Genomic DNA, 23,572 nt, shown 5'->3' with positions numbered 1-23,572 from the left:
TGTGTGAAGTGGAGGAGATAACTTGAAGGATAAAGAAATAGCTGCAGCTATTACACTTCGTGACGAAGTGGCCTTTAATCGACTGATCAAAGAATATTCGAAATTATTATGGGCGGTGGGTTGGTCGATTATCGGCAAACAAGGTTCAGCAGAAGATTTAGAAGAATTAGTGAGTGACGTCTTTTTACGTTTTTGGAATCAGCCAGAAAAATATGATGAAAAGAAAGGTTCGCTGAAAAATTATTTAGCATTAATGACAAAAAGCATGGCCTTGAATCGATTGAAAGCACAACAAAAAATAGTGGAGACCGATGATGCTTTTTTACTTGAGACAATCCCTGAAAAAGAGCAGGCAGACGATGCTATTTGGCGGGCTTTTTTTCAAGCGATTGAAACATTAAGCGAACCGACCCGAACCATTTGCTTTCAACGTTTCTTTTTAGAATGGAAGCCGGCATTTATCAGTGAAAGGTTACAGTTGAGTGTTGATGAGGTAAATCGGCGTTTATATCGCGGGAAAAAGAAAATTCAAATTGTAATGGACAAATTACTTAAAGAAGGTGCAATAAATGACTAAAAAATACGAGAATAACCCCTTGTCCCATTTAGACGATGCGCAATTGACTAAATTATTGCAAGATACGGGGATGCCCTTTGATGACATCAAGCAAGAAAAAATTATTCGTAATATAAAGAAAAAGCAGCGGCCAACGAATAAAAACAAACGCTATAAAAAAATCTTAATGGGAATTGCCGCAGCAGCAATTCTAATTCCAACGAGCGCTTTTGCGGCCAATAAAATATGGGAAGTCACGACCAAAAAAGATGGCTTTTTAACGACACTATTTGTACAAAATGAAGCAGAGGACACAGCGTATTATCGTGTTGACGCAACCTATGTTCCAAAAGAACTTACGGCGATTCCCCAAACTCAGAATATGAAATATTGGCGAAAAGAAACTCGAGATGGTGGGTTTTCGCTAGCGCTTATTAAACCGGAAAAAAATCAAAAACTAACAGTCCCTAACGCAGTAGACATGGTAAAGTCAACCAGTGGGCAACATGATGTATATACAGTGAAAAGACAGGGAAATGGCAGCTCTTATGATACGGTTTCTTATTTGATGCTACCAGAAGAAAACCGCATTTTGCAGATTATGTTTGATCATACTGTAAATAAAGTGCAGCAAGAAAAAATCATTGCGGGTTTGCGCTTGGAAAAGGTGACAGCCCAAAAAGCAACACCCGTTACACCACTAAATCAAAATGAGGACAAAGCAAAAGAAAGTTATACGCCACTTCAGGAAAATCAAAAAACAATTTACCATGAAAATGAAGCCTTTCAAGCAAGTTTTGGTGATAAAAAAGACGCTTTGAAAATCCAAGTAAAAGAAAATGCGTCCCAAAAACAACTCCCAGATTACGCCAAACGTGCATATATCGGGCAGGTAGAAGAATTTGCCAAAGCCGGTCTAATTGATAAAGCTGGCAATCTAGGTACCTATGAAGGCAGTAGTTATCAACGTGGTGATGGCGTCAAGACGATCGATCAACTACTAGCCAAACAAAAAATTCAACCGCAGTATCGCGAAATGACCATCACCATCACCAATCAAACTGCAAAAAAAGTGAAGGACTTGTATTTTGCGCCACAATTACAATTAATGAACAAAGTAAAAGCAGGTTATCAGTTTGACGAGGCGACTTATTTACAACCTTTTGATCACGATGGGGAACCTGTTTTTATTAGTGAACATGGCGAAGGGAAAAGCTATTACAATATCGGAAATTTAGCTGCCCATGAAATGAAAAAAGTAACCATTGGCTATATCGTGATTAACCCAGCTAAAAAAGCAGAATTTTTACAATTCAACTTAACAGGAACAGGAAGTATGGACTTGAATAATTCTGCCTTTACGTGGGTTTTGCTAGATGAATAGTAGGTGAGATGATGAAAATCAAACGCATCTTCTTTGGTGTTCTTGTCTTAGGTGCATCTTTATTGGGCATTTCAACAGTCTATGCTAAAATGCAGCCGGTCTTAAACCAACAAACCGTAACAATTCAAGTGCCCCTGGAAAATCAAAATGAAGAAAAAAAGCTCGGAAATGGCTGTGAAATTACGGCACTATCGATGCTGTTAAACTATTATGGCTATCAAACTACAAAAAATAAGTTAGCAGAAAAATTAACTTATGTTCCCGTTTGGGTCAACGACACGCTTCATGGCGATCCACAAGATGGATTTGTTGGGAACATCAATGGAGGATTAGAGGCGATGGGCGTTGGGGTTGAACCGGTGGCCCAAGTAGCACAACAGGTGGTGCAATCTGATGTTGCTGTTCATGCAAGCCGTAATTTGGATTTTGCTGAAATTGAGTCTTTAGTTAAGCAGGGGACACCTGTCTGGGTGGAAACAACAACAGACTTTAGACTGCCAGCTAAAGGTGAAATAAAAACGTGGCAAACGCAACATGGCACAATTAACGTAGTGACATTATGCCATGCCGTCGTGATTACAGGGATTAGCCAAGATTGGGTCTATGTTAATGATCCTTATGGCCACAAAGATCGGCAGGTGGAAAAAGCCCGCTTTATCAAGACCTACCAAATAATGGGAAGTCAGTCGCTGTATTTAGCGTAAAAAATATAATTAGCAAAAAAGAAGCTGAAAATACAAGTTAGCACATGTCTTTTAGTGCAGTAATTTCTGTATCTGTATCGCAAAAAGGCTCTGGGACAAAAGTCAATTGACGTTTATCCCAGAGTCTTTTTTAGTATTCTGAATTATTCAAATCTTCCCGTGCTTTTTTTGTGGCAGGTCCACTTTGTGCTTCCAACAAATCGCGAATATCTTTTAAGTAGTCTTCAGCTGTAATTTCTGGTTCTTCTTCGACTTCTTCTTTTTTGCGTAAATCTTTCGCGCGGTTGGCGAATTTTACGATGATGAATAGTACAAAACCAGTGATGATAAAGGTGATAATAGCACTTACGACATTGCCAAATTCAAATTTGACACCGTTAATTTTAACGTCCAAAACGTTCATGGCGGAATCTAAATCGCCTTTTTTAGTGAACAATGACACGATAAGTCCAATTAAAGGTGTGATCAAACCTTCCACCACTTGATTGACGATGCTCGTAAAAGCACCCCCGATAACAACCCCAACGGCTAGGTCTAAGACGCTACCCCGCATTAAAAACTCTTTAAATTCTTTAATCATTTTTTTTGCTCCTTTCTTTTATTTCCCGCATTGAAAATGAAAGTGAAAAACCTTCAGCTATCATGAAAAATCTGCATTAAAATGCGGATTGCTAAAAACAGTATAACGAAGATTTTTAAATATTTGAAATAATATGAAACAAAATCGCAAACAGGCGTAAAATCAATCTTAACTACAGGGCTATGCTATAATTAAAGTGATGTTGTTTTAAAATGAAAACGAGTGGCGAGTACACATAACGACAGGATTTAGCTTTAAAAATAAGAATTTTATCGCGCCTTTTCTTTATAGCCAAAAAGGGCGCGAAATTCTTCACGAGAAATTGTAATTTTACCAGCTTTTCTAAAGGCAATTTGCAAAGATTTTCTGATAAAGCGGCGGTAAGATTCAAACTCTACTAGGAGCGCTAAGAGTGCCCAAATTTTTGCATAAAACGCATATGAAGTGCAATAAAATTTATTGTAGCGACAACTTTTCTTTGAGAAGTTGAAATTATTTGATGAGGAGCATGTATATGTCAGTTGAATTAGGCCGTGGTATCAACCTTGAAGTAATACCCACCAAGAAATATAAGACAACGCGGATTTTAATCCGTTTTTCGGCCCGCCACAGTGAAAAAACGGCGGCGGCACGCACGTTATTAACGAGTTTATTAGAAACAAATAGTTTGAATTACCCCACTCAAAATGAGTTAAGTACCCGTTTAGCAGAACTTTACGGGGCAGGCTTTGGCGTTAGTGTTGCTAAAAAAGGCAATATCCACCAAGTCAACGTTGGGATGTCCATCGTCAATGGAAGCTATGTAGGTGAAGAAGATTTATTTGCACAAGCTGTCGCCTTTTTGCAAGAGATTTTATTTGCCCCTAATGTAAAAGACGGGGCCTTTGATGAAAAGACCTTTACGACTGAAAAAGAAAATTTGATCGCCTATTTGAAGAGCATGAAAGAAGATAAGCAGACTTTTGCCTCTTTACGCCTACAGGAATTGTTTTTCCAAAATTCTGCCGATCAAAAGGTACCAAGTTTTGGTACTGTGGCGACAACAGAAGGTTTAACGGCCAAAGAATTGGTAGCTGTCTATCAAAAAATGATGGCAGAAGATCACATTGATATTTTTGTTATTGGCGACGTTGAAGCCAAACCGGTTAGTGAAATTTTGGCGCAATTACCTTTTGAAAAAGGTGAGCGGGTGAAACCAGAAATATTCTTTGCGCAAAATCACAGCAATATTATTAATGAGCAAGTGGAATACGACCAAGTGGTACAGGCTAAATTAAATTTAGCCTATCAAATGGATACCTATTACGGCGATGCCGACCGTTTTGCTTTACTTGTTTTCAATGGCCTATTTGGCGGTTTTCCTCATTCCAAGCTCTTTATGAATGTAAGGGAAAAAGAAAGTTTGGCCTATTATGCCTCTTCTTCTTTTGATTCTTTTCGCGGCATGTTAAAAGTGCAGACAGGTATCGACCAAGAAAAAAGAGAAGCTGTGTTGCGTTTGATTAACGAGCAGTTGGAGAGTTTAAGAAAAGGGGAAGTTTCTACCGAAGAGTTGGCACAAACCAAAGCGATGTTAAAAAATCAGTTTTTATTGTCTTTAGATAATCCCCAAGCCTTGATTGAAAATGCGTATTTAGACTTGTGGCTACCACAGACGAAAACATCTGAGGAAGCCTTTCTTAAAGGTGTTGACGCAGTAACGATCGACGCAGTGAAGAAAATGGCGTTATCAGTAGAATTAAAAGCCATTTACTGCTTGGAAAGGAGCGCCTCATAATGAAAAAAGTGTACGAAATGGTAAACGAAACCTTATACAGCGAAATTTTACCCAATGGCTTAACGGTCTACTTACTGCCAAAACCCGGGTTTCATAAAACTTATGGGTTATTTACAACCGATTATGGCTCCATTGACAATCGCTTTATTCCACTAGGGGAAGAAGAATTTATTACTGTGCCAGATGGAATTGCGCACTTTTTGGAACATAAAATGTTTGAAAAAGAAACAGGAGATGTTTTTCAAGATTTTGGCAAACAAGGCGCATCAGCCAATGCCTTTACCAGCTTTACGAAAACCAGTTACTTGTTTTCAGCAACGGATAATATCGATTTAAACGTGACGACTTTACTGGATTTTGTGCAAGCCCCATATTTCACAGCTGAAAGTGTGAATAAGGAAAAGGGAATTATCGGTCAAGAAATTCAAATGTATCAAGATGATCCGAATTGGCGGCAATTTTTTGGCATTATAAACAACTTATATCCAGAGCATCCCCTACACATTGATATTGCCGGAACGGTGGAAAGTATTGCTGAAATTACAGCTGAAGATTTATACACCTGCTACAACACTTTTTACCATCCTAGCAACATGAAATTATTTGTGGTGGGTAACATTGATCCAGATAATATGATGACGCTGATTAAAGAAAATCAAGCGGGCAAAAAATTTGCAACCCCACAACCGATAAAACGCGAATTTCCCGCCGAAACGCTAACAGACATTAAAAAAGTCGATCGCTTAGAAATGCCTGTGGCGCGAGCTAAAGGCATTTTGGGAATTAAAATGTTGACGGCTGATCTTCCGACAGACAACAAGGAATTATTACGTTTCAAAACAGCCGCTAGCTTGTTGTGGCAGCTGCTTTTAGGTACCACTTCTAAAAATTATTTGCGCCTGTATGATGAAGGGGTTATTGATGATACGTTTGGTTATGAGTTTAATTTGGATCGCACCTTTTGCTTTGCTGATTTTGGCGGCGACAGTGACAAGCCGGCTGAACTTACCAAAGCCGTAAAAGAAATCTTACTCGATTACGGTGAGGATGAAGAAATTAACGAAGCCAACTTATCTTTATTGAAAAAACGGATGCTAGGGAAATTCTTCCAGTCTTTGAATTCCTTAGAATATATTGCCAATCAATTCAACCAAAATTTATTTGGTGAATTGACGTTGTTTGATTTGCCCCAAATTATTCAGTCGATAACCTTAGAAGATATTTATACTTGTGGCCAGCGGTTAATAAATGCAGACGCTATGAGTGAATTTTTCATGTATCCTAAGGGGGAGTAAGCATGAAAAGTGCACTTGTAATGGGGGCTAGCGGCGATATTGGTGAAGCGATTTGTCGCGCTTTAGCCAAAGACGGCTGGTCGTTATATTGTCACTATCATCGCAATGAAGAAAAAGTATTAAAATTTGTTAGCGAGTTAAAGGAAACCTATCCCCAGCAAGATTTTTTTATGGTATGCTTAGATATGCTAGAAACCCCCGATATTCCGTCATTTTTGGCGGGTTTGTTTCAAGTGGATGGCATTGTTTTTGCCGCCGGTTTTACCAAATATGGTCTGCTTGGTGAACATACACAACAAGACATGCGGCGTCTGTGGCAGCTGCATTTGGAGACACCGCTGCTGATTTTGCAGGGCTTGGAGGAAAAATTGCGGCGTTCTAGCCAAGCAAGAATTGTTTTTGTCGGCTCTGTTTATGGTTTAAATGGTAGCAGCCTAGAAACTGTTTACAGTGCGGTTAAAGGCGGGCAGCAAAGTTTTGTCAACGCCTATGCAAAAGAAGTGGCCGCTAATGGCTGTACGGTTAATTGCATTGCACCAGGAGCTGTTGCTACGAAGATGAATGAAGATTTCACAGCAACTGAATTAAAACAATTAATAGAAGAAATCCCGCTAGGAAGACTAGCATACGTTAAGGAAATCGCGGCAGCTGTAGCCTTTTTATTTCAACAAGATGCGCAATATATTACCGGTGCGACAATTCCTGTGACAGGAGGCTGGCTGCATTAAAGACTGGAGAGAATGTGTAAGTGGCAAATGAAGCAACAACGATCGGCACAAGATTACGGCAAGCCCGTTTAAATAAAAATATTTCACTGGATGAATTACAACAAATTACCAAAATTCAAAAACGCTATTTAGAGGCAATCGAAAGCGGCGAATTAGATCTGTTGCCGGGTTCTTTTTACGTGCGGGCTTTTGTGAAGCAGTATGCCCAGGCAGTCGGAGAAGATGGAGACAAATTAGTCGCCGTGTTAGCAGGCAAAGAAACGCTAACGCCGCCACCGCCAAAACGGCCGCAGCCAGAAACCATCCAAGGCTCTAGAAAATCGTTGCACGTAGAAGAAAAAACCGGCAACCCGGTTATGCGGTTGTTACCGGTCATTTTCTTTGGGTTGGTTGCGTTGGTTATCGTCGTGATTGTATTTTACATGACGTGGCAAGATCGCAATAATCAAACGCCAATGATTGCGGACAATTCTTCAGTAGTAGTGGATCAAGCAACAACTACCACGAGTAAAGTAGCTGAATCTTCCACCAAAGAATCAGAATCAAAACCAGCAGAATCCACGAAAGAATCTGAGAAAAAAGAAAAAGAAATGGCGGTAAAACTAGATAGCAATACGCAAACAGAAGCTGTTTTTAGTTTGAGTGATGCCAAAGGTCCAATTAAATTGGATTTTGTTGGCAATGCCAATGGTCCTTGTTGGATTGGGGTATTAGTTAATAATGGCTATGTTTACCAATATACATTGCAAGCAGGAGAAACACAGTCAACGACTTTACCTGAAGCTGTGACCAATGCGACCATCGTTTTAGGTGCAAGTGGCAACTTAAGTATCAAAGCCAATGGCAAAGACTTGAATTATACAGATCCTAATATTCCGGCTTTACGGAAAAATGTAACATTGGCAATTAATTATCAAACGGCTGAATAGACGGTTTTAAGTAGAAAAGGAGATTTTTTCAATTGAATTTACCCAATAAGTTGACGGTTATTCGAATCTGTATGATTCCACTTTTTATTTTGATTTTGGTACTGCCTTTTAATTTTGGCACGCTAGTACTCGGAACAACTGAACTACCCATTACCCATTTAGTCGCAGCAATTATTTTTGCTATCGCAAGTTTTACCGACTGGCTAGACGGTCATATCGCCCGTGCTCGCGGCTTAGTTACAAACTTTGGTAAATTTGCGGATCCACTAGCAGACAAAATGCTCGTTATGACAGCTTTTATCTTGTTGGTTGACTTGAACAAAGCTCCTGGTTGGGTTGTCGCAATTATTGTCTGCCGTGAATTAGCAGTAACAGGATTGCGTTTATTATTAGTCGAAGGCGGCGAAGTGATGGCTGCCGCATGGCCAGGCAAAGTAAAAACAGCTACTCAAATGCTTGCGATTATTTTCCTATTTTTAAACAATATGCCCTTTAACTTAATCGGGCTACCTGTTGATCAAATTTTACTTTATGCCTGCCTGATCTTCACGATTTACTCAGGTGTTGATTATTTTGCTAAAAATACCGCGGTCTTTAAAGGCTCGATGTAAAAATCAAGGCTTTTGGAGCTTGCTCAGCTTAAGGCCGATAAAGCTAGTTTGAAAAGCCAGACATGAAGAAAAGCTTTGTAAACTTGCTGTGAAGCGATTTATTCATGTGGAATTTTTATAGTTAAATAAAACAAGTGGGGATTTTTTTACTTCATAACCCCAGCTAAGAAATGAGGTGCTGTAAAATGAAATTTATTTTGCAGGACCTCATTGTTTTTTTTACAAAATGCGTATATGAAAGTGAGGAGCTAGTATGAAAGCAGAAATCATTGCAGTGGGAACAGAAATTCTATTAGGCCAAGTCGTTAATACGAACGCGACTTTTATCTCAGAAGAATTGGCGGACCTGGGAATTGAGGTCTATTATCATAGCGTGGTAGGGGATAATCCTGCCCGTTTAGAAAACTTGCTGCAGATAGCAGATGAGCGCAGTGATCTTGTGGTGTTATGTGGTGGTTTGGGGCCGACGACTGATGATTTAACAAAAGACGTGGTCGCAAAACACGTTGGTCAAAACTTAGTCGAAGATTACGCTGGTCGCAAAGAATTAGATGCTTTTTTTACGAAAGCCAAACGGGAAATGACACCGAATAATTTAAGACAGGTACTCATTTTTGAAGAGGGAATTGCCCTACCAAATGAAACGGGTCTTGCCATTGGCATTTTTTATCAAAGTGCAACGACAGCCTTTTTACTTTTGCCCGGCCCACCTTCAGAATTGCGTCCGATGTTTTTACACCACGCTAAACCGCTTTTAGAAGAAAAATTTCCTCAAACAGACCAACTGATTTCGCGGGTATTGCGATTTTACGGCATTGGGGAATCTAAATTGGTGAGCCAGTTAGCTGATTTAATTGAAAAACAAACAAACCCTACGATTGCGCCTTATGCCAAACCTAATGAAGTTACGCTGCGACTGACAGTTAAGGCACCTGATAAAGCAATGGGCATGAAATTATTAGATGAAACAGAAGCTGCAATCAAAAAGGAGGTGGGGGAATACTTTTACGGCTACGGTGAAGAAAATTCATTGGAAGCAGTGGTCGTAAAATTATTGCAGGAAAAAAATTGCAGTATAACAGCAGCGGAAAGTCTAACGGCAGGACAATTCCAAGCAACCCTCGCCAATATCAGCGGCGCTTCGAAAGTTTTTGCTGGTGGTTTTGTAACTTATGCAAAAGAGCAAAAAGAAAAACTCTTGCAAATTGATGCAGCGCTATTGCAAGAGTATGGTGTGGTCAGTGAAGCCTGCGCCAAAGCAATGGCTAAAAATGCCCGAAAAATTATTGGTGCGGACTACGCATTAAGTTTTACTGGTGTGGCAGGACCAGATGAGCTGGAAGGTCAGCCAGCTGGAACAGTTTGGATTGGTTTGGCAAGTGAAACAGAGGTTACGGCCCACTTGTATCACTTCACCCGTGATCGCGCCTATGTACGTCATAGTGCAGTTATGGCGGGCTTAGATTTATTGCGGCGTGCAGTTTTGTAAATAATTTGCCAAAAGCGAACAAAAGATTAATATCTTTTAACATGCGAAAATACGTTCGCTTTTTCTTGCTTTTTTAATTTAGAAAGGCTATTATTAAAGCTGTGATAAGGAGTTGTTTTTCCTTAGCAGTTGCACAAGTTTTTATGTTTGGTTACAAGTTTCGCTTCAAAAGATGAAGCTTTTGGTAAATAGATGACAAGATAATGGAGGGAATTCATTTGGCAGACGATCGCAAAGCAGCCTTAGATGCTGCGTTAAAGAAAATTGAAAAAAACTACGGTAAAGGCGCCGTGATGAAATTAGGAGAAAAGGCAGATCAACAAGTTTCCACTATTCCAAGTGGTTCGCTAGCTTTAGATGTAGCCTTAGGTGTTGGCGGTTATCCTCGTGGGCGAATTGTTGAAATTTACGGTCCTGAAAGTTCTGGTAAAACAACCGTTGCGCTACACGCGATTGCGGAAGTGCAAAAAAATGGCGGGACAGCTGCTTTTATCGATGCAGAGCATGCGTTAGATCCATTGTATGCACAAAAATTAGGCGTTAATATTGACGAGTTACTATTGTCACAACCAGATACAGGGGAACAAGGATTGGAAATTGCGGATGCTTTGGTTTCCAGTGGTGCCATTGACATTGTTGTTATCGACTCGGTGGCAGCTTTAGTACCCCGGGCAGAAATTGATGGTGAAATGGGGGATGCCCACGTTGGTTTGCAAGCGCGTTTGATGTCACAAGCATTGCGCAAACTTTCAGGCTCCATTAATAAAACCAAAACAATCGCAGTCTTTATTAACCAAATTCGTGAAAAAGTCGGCATTATGTTTGGTAACCCCGAAACAACACCAGGTGGACGGGCGTTGAAATTCTACGCAACGATTCGTTTAGAAGTTCGTCGTGCAGAACAATTAAAATCTGGGACAGATATTATTGGGAACCGGACGAAAATCAAAGTTGTTAAAAACAAAGTAGCACCACCTTTTAAAATAGCTGAAGTCGACTTAATGTATGGTCAAGGTATCTCGCAAGAAGGAGAGCTTTTAGATATGGCGGTAGAACAAGATATCGTTGATAAAAGCGGTGCTTGGTATTCTTACAAGGGCGATCGTATCGGCCAAGGTCGTGATAATGCCAAAAACTACATGAAAGAACATCCTGAAATGAAAGCTGAAATCTCAACGCGTGTCAGAGAAGCATATGGCATCGGAGATGGTAGTGAAGTAACTGTTGAAGAAGCACAAGAAGAATTACCTTTAGATTAATTTAAACAGGACAAAATCCCCGCGAAAATTTTTTCGCGGGGATTTTTTGTCCTATCTCACCAAAACAGCAAGCCGGGAAACATTATAGGCTGTTTCAAAAGATTTTCCAGCAATCCAACCGGGGCCAAAAACAGGATCGACCACGTGATAAAAGCCATCTTTATAACCGTCTAACGTTACGACATGACGATTCCAAATGGCATCGCCCCAAAACATGCGTTTGTGTTCTGCTGGTGCAAAAGCATAGGTAACCCAGGTTACAACAGGATTGCCCTTAGCTATTTCACCTTTTAAAGTTTGAATAGTAGCACCGGAAATATTTGTGAGTTTGCCACCGTTTTGATTGCCCCATTTAACGACAGGACCTGGATTCATTCCTTGGTAAGTTCCGTTGACGTTATGGCGCCATTCACCAGAAAAGCCGTTATTGGGATTATTATTTGGTGATAAAGGCATCGATTTAACGAAGGTCATCAAATTTTGATTGGTTGCAATTTTTTTGTAATGGAGGGCTTGTAAAAGTGAAGTGCCTTCACATAACATCGTATTGCCTTGGCTAATAAAAGGCACACCTAACAAAATCGTTTTATTTGGTTTTGGTGCAGCACTAATTGCTGTAGCACCACTATTAATATAGCCCAACCAGGTTCCTTTTTGATTGTAAAGGGAGTAATAAGTAGCGCCGTTAAAATGTTTATAATAGCCCTTGGCTAAAATGGGTTGGTTGGCAATGCTTGTGGCAGAGCTTTTGAATTGCCAATTAAAATTTCGCCAGACCGACCAATTTTTCGTAATTTTAACGTATTTGTTAAAGTTGTGATAATAACCTTGGGCAGCGACTTCTTTTACCCCACCAGCATTCAAATAGCCAAGCCATTTGTTGTTATTATCATAAAGAGAATAATAAGTGGCGCCATTAAAGTGAGTGTAATAGCCGGTCACTTTAACTACCCGATCACTTAATGTTGCAGCTTTGTATTTTGCTTTGCCAGCAAAATTATTCCAAATAGTCCAAGTCGGTTGGGAAATGGTGACATATTTTTGCATTTTGTGCCAACTACCTTGAATGGGAGTTGTTTTAGTTGCCGCGGCATTTAAATAGCCCACCCATTTGTCTTGATTATTGTATAAAGAATAATAGTTCGCGCCATTTTGATGGGTGTAGATGACCTTTACGTGAAGTAATTTCATATAATAACGGGAACTAACAGCGCGCTGTTGCCAAGAAAAGTTTGACCAGATAGCATAATTTTTATTGGTAATTTGAACGTAAAAATTTGCCCCTTTAGCTTTAACCGGACTAGCGACTGCTGGTTTTTGACTAGCAGCTTTTACAGGAGTCACTTGTTGTGGGGTACTTTTAATTTTAGCCGCTGTTTTTACTTGGGGCATAACTTGTTCTTTACTGATTGAATTTGGTGTAACTTGATTGGTGGTAGTGGTGGTAGTTTGCTCTGTGGAAATTGCAGCGCTATTTTTACTAGTTGAAACAGACTCAGACAGGGCAGCAGTTTGACTACTATTTTCAGTAGAGGTTGGCATTGTCGTATCTGAACTATCCTGCGTAGCTGCGATTGTTTTTGCTTGTGTTGAAAGGCTGCCAATGCTTAAAGCTGCTAAAAGCGCTAAGCTTGCAAACACTATTTTTGTTTTCTTCATTTTCTTAACTCCAAACGTCACTTTATTTCTAAAACAGCTGTTATTATACACCAGCGGTAAAAATACTGGAAATAATAATTGTTATCTCTTAGCTGTAAGTGCGGTTCAAAAGAATATATCTTTAATAGTAGACAAAGTAAATTTAAGGATAAGTTTTGTTATCTTAAAATAAAAACAGGTCTGCAGTTAAGGTTCCTAGCATATTTTAAATGTGAACAAAATATGAAAAAAGATATACCATTTCTAAAATTTGTTGCATTTTATCTAAAGTTTGTTCCTTACCTCTTTGTTTTGAAAGCGGTATTATTACTACGTCAGGAAGGCCCGTAAGATTAAAAAGGCCGTGATGCAGAAAAATATAAGGAGGTTTAAAGATGAAGAAAAAGAAAAAAGCGAGCTTTTGGCAAAATGTGTGGCGCTATAAAGCTTTGATTTTAATGGCGTTACCAGGATTTGTCTGGTTTATCTTCTTCTTTTATATACCAGTATTTGCCAATGTGGTGGCTTTTAAAGATTTCCACATTTCGCCAAATGGTTTTATTGATAGCTTGATGACGAGTAAGTGGGTAGGCTTTGATAATTTCAAATTCTTATTTGCTTCAAAGGATGCTTGGTTAATTACCCGCAATACAATTGCCTATAATGTCGTTTTCTTAGCCTTTAACTTATTCTTTGCGATTGCTTTTGCAATTATTATGAGTGAATTACGCAACAAAAAATTGGTGAAAGTTTATCATACGATGTCACTTTTACCTTACTTTTTATCTTGGGTTGTAATCGGTTACTTTGTATATGCCTTCTTAAGCCCAGACAAAGGGATCTTCAACTTATGGTTAACCAATAACGGTAAAAATCCGATTAACTGGTATACCGATCCAACTTGGTGGCCGCTGATTTTTGTTGTGATGAACGTTTGGAAGAGCTTAGGTTACAACAGTATCATCTATTATGCTTCTGTCATGGGGATTGACCCAACATATTATGAAGCGGCAATGGTAGACGGTGCTTCAAAATGGCAACAAATTAAAAACGTCACGATTCCGCAAATCGTGCCAATGATGATGGTCTTATTGATTTTAAACATCGGGGGGATTTTTAGAGCAGACTTTGGGATGTTCTACAACTTGCCACGTAATAATGGGGCCTTGTATCAAGTGACGTCTGTTTTAGATACGTATATTTATAACGGCTTAACGGCAACTGGTGATATCGGGATGTCTTCTGCTGCTAGTTTATACCAATCCGTTGTTGGGGCGATTTTATTATTAGGAACAAACTTCGTGGTTCGTCGGATCGAACCAGATTCAGCATTATTCTAAGGAGGAGCGACACATGCGTAAAAAAGAAAAAGTCTCAAAAGTGGAAATTCGTTCCTTTAGTCCCACTGTTAACATTATCTTCAATATCGTCATTGCATTATTTGCGATTTCGTGTGTACTACCATTTATCTTTGTGGTGATGATTTCTTTGACAGAGGAACATTCATTAGCGGAGTTGGGTTATCGTTTTTGGCCCAAAGAATTTTCAACGGCTGCTTATTCTTATATCTTTGCCGGTAAAATGAGTGGAAAAATCTTCCGTGCTTTTGGCGTAACGATTTTTGTAACGGTGTTAGGAACTGTGGTGAATGCGACGATGACATCGCTTTATGCGTATGTAATTTCTCGTTCTAACTTCCCATTCCGTCGCTTCTTTACTCTTTTTGCCTTAGTTACAATGTTATTTACCCCAGGGATGGTAGCAACTTATTTAATCGTCAGCAATATGCTTTATTTGAAAGATACAATTTGGGCGTTGATTTTGCCAATGGCATTGGGGCCGTTTAATATTTTAGTGATGCGAACCTTCTTTATTAAAACAGTACCAGATAGTATTATTGAGTCGGCTCGGATTGACGGTGCTACAGAACTACGGATTTTTACGAAAATTGTTTTACCTTTAGCAGTACCAGGGATTGCCACGATCAGTTTGTTTGCCGCATTAGGTTATTGGAACGACTGGTTTAATGCATTGCTTTATATTCAAAATGACAACTTGGTACCATTGCAATATTTATTGATGAAAATCCAAAGCAACTTGGATTTTCTAGCCAAAAATGCTGGGATGGGTGCGCAAATCCAAGGTGGACTTGCTGCGTTACCGTCTGAATCAGCCCGCATGGCAATCGTTGTGGTTTCAACATTACCGATCGCATTGACATATCCGTTTTTCCAAAAATATTTTGTCGGCGGATTGACAATCGGCGGAGTGAAAGAATAAAAGAGTGGAGGAGAAGTAATGAAAACGTGGAAAAAAGTGCTAGGTGTTAGTGCATTGGCATTAATGACAGCAGGGTTAGCAGCTTGTGGCAACCAAAAAGAAGCTTCAAAAGACTCAGAAGCAAGCGGCGACTCAAAAACATTATTAATGTATCAAGTAGGGGACAAACCTGAAAATTACGATGAATTAATGAAAATCGCCAACAAACGCATTAAAGAAAAAATTGGTGTAACCATTGATTTACAATATATCGGTTGGGGTGACTGGGATAAGAAAATGCCAACCATCATCAACTCTGGTGAAAGCTATGATATTGCCTTTGCTTACCAATATGTGGCAAACGCACAAAAAGGTGCTTTTGCTGACTTGACTGAATTATCACAAAAATATGCCAAAGATTACATGGATCAACTGCCTGAAATGTACAAAAAGGGAAATGAAGTTGATGGTAAATTATACGCTATCCCAGTTTACGGGAATGCTTGGGCACAACAAGTATTAACTTTCAACGATCAATACGTGAAAAAATACAACTTGGATATTTCAAAAGTTGACGGTTCTTATCAATCAGCGACCGAAGTTTTAAAACAATTCCATGAAAAAGAACCAAATATTGCTGCTTTTGCAATTGGTCAAAGTTTTAATGCTTCTTCTAATCTAGACTTCCCATTAGGAAAAGATTATCCTTTTGCAGTTCGTTTAGATACAGATGGCGCACCAAAAATCATCAACCAATACGAAGATAAAGAATTCCAAAACAACTTAAAAACATTGCATGAATGGTACAAAGAAGGTTTGATTCCAACGGATGCTGCAACCAACACAACTGGTTTCCCATTAGAAGGAAACACTTGGTTCATGCGTGAAGAAACACAAGGGCCAATGGATTACGGCGATACAATTTTACGTAATGCAGCCCAACAAGATTTAACTTCTCGTCCGTTAACAAGCCAATTGAAAACAACTAGCCAAGCACAAATGGCAAACTTTGTTGTTTCAAATACTTCAAAAAATAAAGAAAAAGCTGTTGAATTCTTGAACTTGTTAAACACGGATCCTGAATTATTAAATGGTTTAGTTTATGGTGTTGAAGGCAAAGCTTGGGAAAAAGTTGGCGACGATAAATTGAAATTACTAGATGGTTACAAACCAAATGAACACATGGCGGCTTGGAACACTGGTAACAACATGATCTTATACACTCAAGATACAATTACCGACGATCAAATCAAACAAAGAGATGAAAGCATTGAAAAAGCACAAACTTCTCCAATTTTAGGTTTCAATGCCAAAACAGATAATTTCAAAACACAATTATCTAGCATCATGAATGTAATGAATCGTTACAAAGCCAACTTAAATACTGGTTCAATCGATCCTGAAAAAACAGTTCCAGAATTAGTTTCAGAACTTAAAAAAGCTGGTTGGGACGATGCCCAAAAAGATATGCAAAAACAATTGGATCAATTTGTCAAAGACAATAAATAATTAATTGAAACGTATTCTCCTTTAGAAATCGTCAGTGGTGGTAATTATTTGCTACCACTGGCTTTTCTCTTAAGGGAAATGTGGTAAAATTTGGTGGTTAAAGCTGAGAGAAGAAGGAATTGTTTTTTCAGCTGTAAGTATCAAAATAACTGAACTTTTAAGTCGACAGATTTTTCACAGTATTTTATAAAGGAGTTTTTTAGATGGTAAGTAGTGGGATTCAGCGACTATTTTATGTAGTCTGGATGATTATTAAATTAAACTTATATTTTGTGTTGTTTACCTTGATGGGTGGCGTGATTTTTGGTGCAGGCCCAGCTTTTCAAACCATGACGGATTTATTGATGGAACACGGTATTGATTATCAACAAGTCACCTTCAAACGCTTTATGACCCATTGGAAAGCCAATTTTAAACGCAGCAATGTTCATTTTTTGATTTTTGCAGGCATCAGCTTTTTCTTAGGGTACAATTTGTATTTGTCAGCGCAAATTCAAGGCTTGTTATGGCTGGTTATTGATTTTATCTTAGCCTTTGTGTTGTTGTTAATTGCCGTGTTATACCTTTATGTGACCCAATATGAAACCAAGTATGAGATTTCCCATTTCAATTTGTTTAAATTAGCCTTTATCAGTGTCTTTTTAAACTTTGGCGCTTTTTTGAAAGTACTCTTTGGCTTAGTTTCGATCTTTGTTTTGACCTGGTTTTTCAAAGGGTTATTCCTTTTTGCTACGTTTTCGTTAATTGCCGTCTGGAGCGGTTTTGCTACCAAGGATAATCGCTTTATGGTGGCAGGAAAGCTGGCGAGACATGGCTAAATTTTTAGCACGCTTTTACAAAAGAAACTATTTAATGAATCGCTTGATGCAAATTTACAGCCTTCTGTTGGTGGGAGTTATCCTGCTGACGGTGGCTGCTTTGTGCGTTTATACGGCCGATAGCAATTACCGCAAAATGACGAGTGATTTAGCGGGATTGGAAAATCGAATTATGAATTCAGTGGAAGACAACAATGATACGCTGAGTTTTATTTATATGGAATTAGCTGGTTCCAATGCGGCCATTGATAATGTGCGGCAGTATTTGAATTTATCTGCGGCAGATTATTTTGAATACACGCAAGATTCCTGGCAAGCGTATCAGCGGGATACACGTATTTCAGAGACCATCAATGGTTTTTTTAATGCCTTTAACGACTTGGATCAACTTTATGTCACCTTAGATGGTTCAAAAGACTATTTAATGGCGGATAGTTACAATCATAATGGTCGCAAGCTACAGGGCAAGATGCCTGCGAAAAGCGGCTTTGTGATTACGCGTCCGATTGTAGATCAATATGGTTCTCAAATGGTTGGCGAGATTTCAGCGGTCTTTTCTCGGGCGGCAGTGCTGGGAATGTTGGAAAATTCGATGGTGGAAGATGGCATGGATGCCTATATCTTTGATAATGCGAATAATCCGATGTTTACGACCCACAACCAGCTTAGCAATAAAGCGTATCAAAAGTTGGTGTATGCTATTGAAAATAAACAACCATTGCCTAAAAAAATCACAGATAAATACTATGTCCTACAAAAGAAAACGAGTCGGGATCTTTCGTATGTTTTATTAGCCAGCAAACAGGTTTTGTGGCAAAAAAATCTCCGAACCTTTGCAATTGCTATTTTGGTAGGCAGTGGGTTGGCGGCGATTTTGTTAATCACCTTGAATCGAACCTTTAAACGTTATTTTCAACAAATTGAAACCATTGTGGGCATCACCCATAGCGTAGCAGAAGGAAACTTGCAAGAGCGCATTGACGTCAATAAAGTCCAAGATGAATTGTACGACTTATCTGAAGCCATCAACTTTATGATCGCAAGTCTGGATCAATATATCCGCGATAATTACGAGCTGGAAATCAAGCAAAGAGATGCCCATATGCAGGCCTTACAGTCACAAATTAATCCTCACTTTTTGTACAATACGCTGGAATATATTCGCATGTACGCTTTAAGTAAGCAGCAAAAGGAATTGGCGGATGTCGTCTATGCTTTTTCTGCACTTTTGCGCAATAACACGACCCAAGAAAAAACAACGACGCTAAAAAAAGAACTTTCTTTTTGTGAGAAATATGTTTATTTGTACCAAATGCGTTACCCAGATCGCGTGGCCTATAATTTTGTCATTACACCGGAGTTGGAAAATTTGATTATTCCTAAATTCACAATTCAACCGCTAATTGAAAATTATTTTGTCCACGGAATTGATTATACGAGAAATGACAACGCGATTAGCGTGAAGGCCAATTTTGACGCGGATGCTATCGTGATTTCTGTTATTGATAATGGCAAAGGGATGACCCCAGAGCGCTTATCAGAAGTTAGAGACAAGTTGAAACAAACAGAAAATGAAGCGCAAAACTCAATTGGTCTGCATAATGTCTATGCACGCCTGCAAAATACGTTTGGCGTAGGCTTTAGTATGACAGTAGCTTCCCAATTGGGTAAAGGCACCACTCTGACGATTAAAATCAAAGGAGGGCATAATTTTGTATAAAGTAATGTTAGTTGATGATGAATATATGATTTTAGAAGGCTTAAAACAAATTTTGCCTTGGGGTGATTTGGGTTTTGAAGTCGCAAAAACTGCCCGGACCGGCTTAGAGGCACTGGCTTATTTGAAAAACGAGTCGGTAGATTTGGTCATAAGCGACATTACCATGCCGGAAATGACCGGTATTGCGATGATTGATGCTGCTTATAAACGTGGGGATAAGTTTGCAGCAATTTTTTTATCAGGTTATCAAGAATTTGAATATGTTAAAGAAGGTATTCGGCTGGGGGTCAAAGATTATTTGGTAAAGCCGGTGGACCAAGAGGAACTATTAGCCATAGTCAAAAAAATCAAAGAAGAATTAGATGAAGCCGCACATCGCCAAGAACAAGAGCAGCTGGTGTTGGAAAATAGCTTGAGCCGCTGGTTAAACGATGAGTTAAATGAATCGGACTTTTTTGAATTAATGGACCACTTTCAGACAAATCCAGCTGGCCCGTTTACGGTGATCAAAATTTTAAGTGATTCCGCTATTTTGTTAGAAATTGCAAAAGAAGCCAAAAAAAGTGGACAGCCCTTGTTGATTGCTGGCGGACCGCAACAACATCAGCAGATTACGTTGATTTTCACCGGGTCATCTGAGAAAGTATTGCCTTTTTTGGCCTATTTAAAAAGACAGTATCCCGGCTTATTGAAAATATTTGTTGGCGAAACCATCAAAGAATGGGAAAATTTATACGAAAGCTATGAAAAAGTCTTGCAGATGGAAGAGTTAAATAATTTTTATCCGGATTTGTTGCCCACATCGCCGGTGGATTTGGCAGATGAATTAGGGGAAGGGGAATTTTCCTTTTTAGCTTTCAATAAATCATTAATGATTGGCGATCAAAAAACCATTCAACAGGAATTGGATGCTATTTTTGACGATGCAGTGGCACGCCAATTGCAGCCAGAAAACGCGCGTTACATTGCTTTTTTACTCTTTACCGATATTTCCCGGCAATATCCAACCGCAACCAAAGATATTTATGAAGCCACAATTGAAAAAATCCGTCATAGCCATACTGTCTACCAGCTGAAAGCGTTGTTAGAAGACGTTTTACAAATGGCAGATCGCCAACCGCTGGAAAAACAATTTTCCGAAATGACACAAAGAGTAATTGAGATTGTACAAAATAATTATCGGCAAGATTTAACTTTAAAATTAGTCGCCGACGAACTGCATTTAAACGCAGTGTATCTCGGTCAAGTATTTAAAAAAGAAATGCACAATAGTTTTTCCCAATACTTAAATCAAATTCGCATTAAACGCGCGCAACAATTACTGCTGCATAGTAATCTAAATATTAATGAGATCGCCGATGAGATTGGCTATAACAATACCAACTATTTTTCAAAAATGTTTAAAAAGTTAAATGGGATTACACCAAAAGAATTTCGGGAAGCCTATCACGGTGATTATTCTGATTTACAAAGTTAAGTAAAGTCGCAGCAGATGAAAGAAATTGTTTCATTTGCTGCTTGCACCAAGCAAAATAAGGGGGAAAAGAATATGACAACAAAACAATTTCCAAAAGGTTTCTTATGGGGGGCGGCGACTAGTGCACCCCAGACAGAAGGCCATAGTTTAGAAAATGGAAAATCAAAAACAACGTGGGATTATTGGTATGAAACTTCACCAGAAAAATTTAATAATGCCCAAGGCCCAAAAAATACTTCTAATCTATATGAAATGTATGCTGAAGATTGTAAACGGATGCAAGAAATCGGGTTGAATTCTTACCGGACATCGATCGCTTGGGCCCGCTTATTGCCTGATGGGAAAACTGTGAACGAAGAAGCAGTTGCATTTTACCGGGACTATTTCAAAAAAATCAAAGAAAATGGGGTGGCACCCATTATCAATTTGTTCCACTTTGATATGCCAATGTGGTTAATGGAAAAAGGCGGCTGGGAAGCGCGCGAATCTGTGGCTGCTTTTGCCTTTTATGCTAAAACTGCCTTTGAATTATTTGGTGATTTGGTGACAGATTGGACAACCTTCAACGAACCGATCGTCCATGTGGAGATGGGGTATTTATACGGCTACCACTATCCGGCAATCGTTGATTTCAAAAAAGCTGTTCAAGTCGGGTATCATACGCTTTTGGCTCACGCGGCCGCAGTAAAAGAATTTCGAGCAGTTTTGCCAACCGGAAAAATTGGGATTATTTTAAACATTACGCCAACTTATACCCGCAGCACAGATTATGCAGATCAAAAAGCAGGTGTGGCTTCTGATTTATTAAACACGAAAAGTTTCTTAGATCCAGCAGTTCATGGTAAAGTTCCGCAAGAGCTGATTGATTTATTGGCTGAAAATCAATTGACACCAAAAACCAAAGAACATGATAAAGAACTGCTGCAAAATACGGTTGATTTTATCGGGCTGAATTATTACCATCCTCATCGCGTGAAAGCACCGGAAAATCCTGCCGTGCCAGCTAAAATGCCAGAAGATTTATACGAACCTTACGACTGGCCAGAAAAACGAATTAATCCGTATCGCGGTTGGGAAATTTACCCAGAAGCTTTGTATGACGTGGCTATGATGATGAAAAACGAATACAACAATTTGACGTGGTTTGTCTCTGAAAATGGAATGGGTGTCGCCGACGAAGAACGTTTCATGGATGAAAAGGGCATGATCCAAGATGACTACCGCATTGAATTTATGGTGGAACATTTAAATTATTTGCACAAAGGCATTGAAGCAGGTAGCAACTGCTTTGGCTACCATACCTGGACATTTATCGACTGCTGGTCATGGCTAAACGGCTATCGCAACCGCTACGGTTTTTACCGCGTTGATTTAGAAGATCACTACAAACGCAGCTTGAAAAAAAGCGGCCTGTGGTTTAAAGAAGTCAGTCAAAATAATGGTTACACAGATGCAAGTTCAACTTAATGGTATCTATTTAGTTGAACTGTATGCGAAGCAAAGCGGAGCTTTTGCCTTGTTGCTCATTTTCTAAACGAGCCGCTAAAACATCTAAAAAACGAGTTTTAAATGATTTGATAGTTCGGCAATAAGAAAAGTGTCTTAAGTGACAAAATGCGTCACTCAGCCTCATTATCTTATTGCTCACTATCAGCCCAATCATTTTAAACATCTATCGAAACGAGTTTTAAACAACCTGCCAGCTCGGCAGTAAGAAAAATAGTTTCAATGATAAAGAACATCATTGCATCTATTTTGCCTTACCGCTCGCTAGCAAACCGGTTGTTTTAAACATCTAACAAAACGAGTTTTAGCAGCTAGAAAAATCGACAACAAGAAAACAATCGCAAATGACAAAAAGCATCATTCACGTTTGTTTGCCTTGTTGCTCATTTTCTAAACGAGCTGCTAAAACATCTTAAATAGGAGGTAAGGATATTATTATGGTACTTGCGGTTTTTGATATTGGTGGTTCTGCTGTGAAGTATGGAACGTGGAAAGAAAAGGCGTTATTCAATCAAGGAAGTTTTAAAACGCCGGCTACGTTTTCTGAAATGGTAGCAGAAATGAAAGAAGTTATTGCAACAATTGGGGCAATTGACGGGGTAGCAATTAGTTCGCCAGGGGCTGTGAATGTAGCAAAACGCCGAATTGACGGTATTAGCGCAGTGGAATATTTACACAATCGACCGATTTTTGATCAATTGGAAGCAGCGTTTGGTGTGCCCGTGACAATTGAAAATGATGCCAATTGTGCTGGTATTAGTGAAATTGAATTAGGAGCTGGGACAAAGGCGCAAAATGCAGTATTTGTCGTGATTGGAACCGGGATTGGTGGTTCAATTTTTATCAATCGAAAAATTTATAAGGGCAGTCATTTGTTTGGTGGCGAATTTGGCTTAATGAAACCTTTTGGTAAAAGTATTTTAAGTCCGATTGGTACGGCGGTAAACAAAGCGCGGGAATTTTCTGAAGCGATAGGTCGTCAAGTAGATGGTCGCATGTTGTTTGAATTAGCAGATAATGGGGATGAAATGGCGCAAAACTATCTAGCCCAAATGTATGATGCATTGGCTCTTTCTTTATATGACATGCAAGTTTCTATTGATCCGGAAATTATTATCATTGGCGGCGGTATCTCGGTTAGATCAGACGTGATTGAAAATATTAAAGGGCGTATTTTTGATTTACTAAAAGCAGAAGGCGTTGAAAGTATCATGCCAGAAGTTGTTGCTTGCAAATTTAAAAATGATGCCAATTTAATTGGTGCAGCTGCCAATTTTGAAGTTTTACAAGGCTAAAAAGTCCAATCAAGTACATTTAATGACTTGATTGGCCT

General features: G+C 39.1%; 20 protein-coding genes. 18 read left to right on the top strand and 2 right to left on the bottom strand.

The window, feature by feature from the left end; all coding sequences use genetic code 11:
- Positions 1–22: 22 nt before the first annotated feature.
- The 3 genes from P3T75_RS12905 to P3T75_RS12895 are packed head-to-tail and all read left to right on the top strand — an operon-like array spanning position 23 to position 2,644.
- Entirely contained in the window at positions 23–577 is a 555-nt protein-coding gene (locus P3T75_RS12905) for an RNA polymerase sigma factor (protein WP_230709642.1), read from the top strand.
- Positions 570–1,940 carry a hypothetical protein gene (locus tag P3T75_RS12900; protein WP_282461811.1) on the top strand — a complete coding sequence of 457 codons (1,371 nt, stop codon included), beginning with the start codon at positions 570–572 and terminating at the stop codon, positions 1,938–1,940. The genes P3T75_RS12905 and P3T75_RS12900 overlap by 8 nt, the downstream gene beginning before the upstream one ends.
- An 8-nt stretch (positions 1,941–1,948) precedes the next feature.
- Positions 1,949–2,644: a C39 family peptidase gene (locus P3T75_RS12895; RefSeq protein ID WP_282461810.1), complete on the top strand. Its 696-nt coding sequence runs from the start codon at positions 1,949–1,951 to the stop codon at positions 2,642–2,644.
- A gap of 130 nt (positions 2,645–2,774) precedes the next feature.
- Here P3T75_RS12895 and mscL read toward each other — a convergent pair whose 3' ends face one another.
- A complete protein-coding gene (mscL, locus tag P3T75_RS12890; RefSeq protein ID WP_206902654.1) occupies positions 2,775–3,224 on the bottom strand; it encodes a large conductance mechanosensitive channel protein MscL in 450 nt (149 codons plus the stop codon).
- Between the two features lie 514 nt (positions 3,225–3,738).
- Between mscL and yfmF the strand changes: the two genes are divergently transcribed.
- From yfmF to recA, 7 genes are all read left to right on the top strand, one after another.
- The gene (yfmF, locus tag P3T75_RS12885) at positions 3,739–5,001 is read left to right on the top strand and encodes an EF-P 5-aminopentanol modification-associated protein YfmF (protein WP_282461809.1); all 1,263 of its coding nucleotides are present in this window, start codon (positions 3,739–3,741) and stop codon (positions 4,999–5,001) included.
- A complete protein-coding gene (gene yfmH / locus P3T75_RS12880; RefSeq protein ID WP_282462612.1) occupies positions 4,998–6,296 on the top strand; it encodes an EF-P 5-aminopentanol modification-associated protein YfmH in 1,299 nt (432 codons plus the stop codon). Before yfmF ends, yfmH begins: the two co-directional genes overlap by 4 nt.
- 2 nt (positions 6,297–6,298) lie before the next feature.
- The gene (gene ymfI, locus P3T75_RS12875) at positions 6,299–7,024 is read left to right on the top strand and encodes an elongation factor P 5-aminopentanone reductase (protein ID WP_282461808.1); all 726 of its coding nucleotides are present in this window, start codon (positions 6,299–6,301) and stop codon (positions 7,022–7,024) included.
- A gap of 20 nt (positions 7,025–7,044) precedes the next feature.
- Positions 7,045–7,953 carry a helix-turn-helix domain-containing protein gene (locus P3T75_RS12870; protein ID WP_282461807.1) on the top strand — a complete coding sequence of 303 codons (909 nt, stop codon included), beginning with the start codon at positions 7,045–7,047 and terminating at the stop codon, positions 7,951–7,953.
- Between the two features lie 32 nt (positions 7,954–7,985).
- The gene (pgsA, locus tag P3T75_RS12865; protein WP_282461806.1) at positions 7,986–8,564 is read left to right on the top strand and encodes a CDP-diacylglycerol--glycerol-3-phosphate 3-phosphatidyltransferase; all 579 of its coding nucleotides are present in this window, start codon (positions 7,986–7,988) and stop codon (positions 8,562–8,564) included.
- A gap of 253 nt (positions 8,565–8,817) precedes the next feature.
- Positions 8,818–10,053, top strand: coding sequence for a competence/damage-inducible protein A (locus tag P3T75_RS12860; protein ID WP_282461805.1), 1,236 nt, complete (start codon positions 8,818–8,820; stop codon positions 10,051–10,053).
- 218 nt (positions 10,054–10,271) lie between these two features.
- Positions 10,272–11,312, top strand: a complete 1,041-nt coding sequence (recA, locus tag P3T75_RS12855; RefSeq protein ID WP_206902671.1) for a recombinase RecA — start codon at positions 10,272–10,274, stop codon at positions 11,310–11,312.
- 51 nt (positions 11,313–11,363) lie between these two features.
- Here recA and P3T75_RS12850 read toward each other — a convergent pair whose 3' ends face one another.
- On the bottom strand, positions 11,364–12,971 hold the full coding sequence (locus P3T75_RS12850; RefSeq protein ID WP_282461804.1) for a C39 family peptidase: 1,608 nt from the start codon (positions 12,969–12,971) through the stop codon (positions 11,364–11,366).
- A gap of 374 nt (positions 12,972–13,345) precedes the next feature.
- On the opposite strand from P3T75_RS12850, the gene P3T75_RS12845 reads away from it, so the two are divergent.
- The 8 genes from P3T75_RS12845 to P3T75_RS12810 all read left to right on the top strand — a co-directional run bounded on the left by P3T75_RS12845 (position 13,346) and on the right by P3T75_RS12810 (position 23,534).
- A complete protein-coding gene (locus P3T75_RS12845; protein ID WP_206902647.1) occupies positions 13,346–14,290 on the top strand; it encodes an ABC transporter permease in 945 nt (314 codons plus the stop codon).
- 13 nt (positions 14,291–14,303) lie between these two features.
- Positions 14,304–15,230 carry a carbohydrate ABC transporter permease gene (locus P3T75_RS12840; RefSeq protein ID WP_206902646.1) on the top strand — a complete coding sequence of 309 codons (927 nt, stop codon included), beginning with the start codon at positions 14,304–14,306 and terminating at the stop codon, positions 15,228–15,230.
- Positions 15,231–15,248: 18 nt separating this feature from the next.
- On the top strand, positions 15,249–16,718 hold the full coding sequence (locus tag P3T75_RS12835) for an ABC transporter substrate-binding protein (RefSeq protein WP_206902645.1): 1,470 nt from the start codon (positions 15,249–15,251) through the stop codon (positions 16,716–16,718).
- A 203-nt stretch (positions 16,719–16,921) separates the two neighbouring features.
- The gene (locus P3T75_RS12830) at positions 16,922–17,536 is read left to right on the top strand and encodes a YesL family protein (protein WP_206902644.1); all 615 of its coding nucleotides are present in this window, start codon (positions 16,922–16,924) and stop codon (positions 17,534–17,536) included.
- Positions 17,529–19,256, top strand: a complete 1,728-nt coding sequence (locus tag P3T75_RS12825; RefSeq protein ID WP_282461803.1) for a sensor histidine kinase — start codon at positions 17,529–17,531, stop codon at positions 19,254–19,256. Before P3T75_RS12830 ends, P3T75_RS12825 begins: the two co-directional genes overlap by 8 nt.
- The gene (locus P3T75_RS12820) at positions 19,249–20,733 is read left to right on the top strand and encodes a response regulator transcription factor (protein ID WP_282461802.1); all 1,485 of its coding nucleotides are present in this window, start codon (positions 19,249–19,251) and stop codon (positions 20,731–20,733) included. Before P3T75_RS12825 ends, P3T75_RS12820 begins: the two co-directional genes overlap by 8 nt.
- 72 nt (positions 20,734–20,805) lie before the next feature.
- Positions 20,806–22,200 carry a glycoside hydrolase family 1 protein gene (locus P3T75_RS12815; protein WP_282461801.1) on the top strand — a complete coding sequence of 465 codons (1,395 nt, stop codon included), beginning with the start codon at positions 20,806–20,808 and terminating at the stop codon, positions 22,198–22,200.
- Between the two features lie 476 nt (positions 22,201–22,676).
- Complete coding sequence (locus P3T75_RS12810) at positions 22,677–23,534, top strand: ROK family protein (RefSeq protein ID WP_282461800.1); 858 nt, start codon at positions 22,677–22,679, stop codon at positions 23,532–23,534.
- Positions 23,535–23,572 lie beyond the last annotated feature (38 nt).

This window comes from Enterococcus montenegrensis, from assembly GCF_029983095.1.
GTDB lineage: Bacteria > Bacillota > Bacilli > Lactobacillales > Enterococcaceae > Enterococcus_C > Enterococcus_C montenegrensis.
Note: the sequence above shows the minus strand (reverse complement) of the source record. Positions and strands in the feature narration are given on the sequence as shown.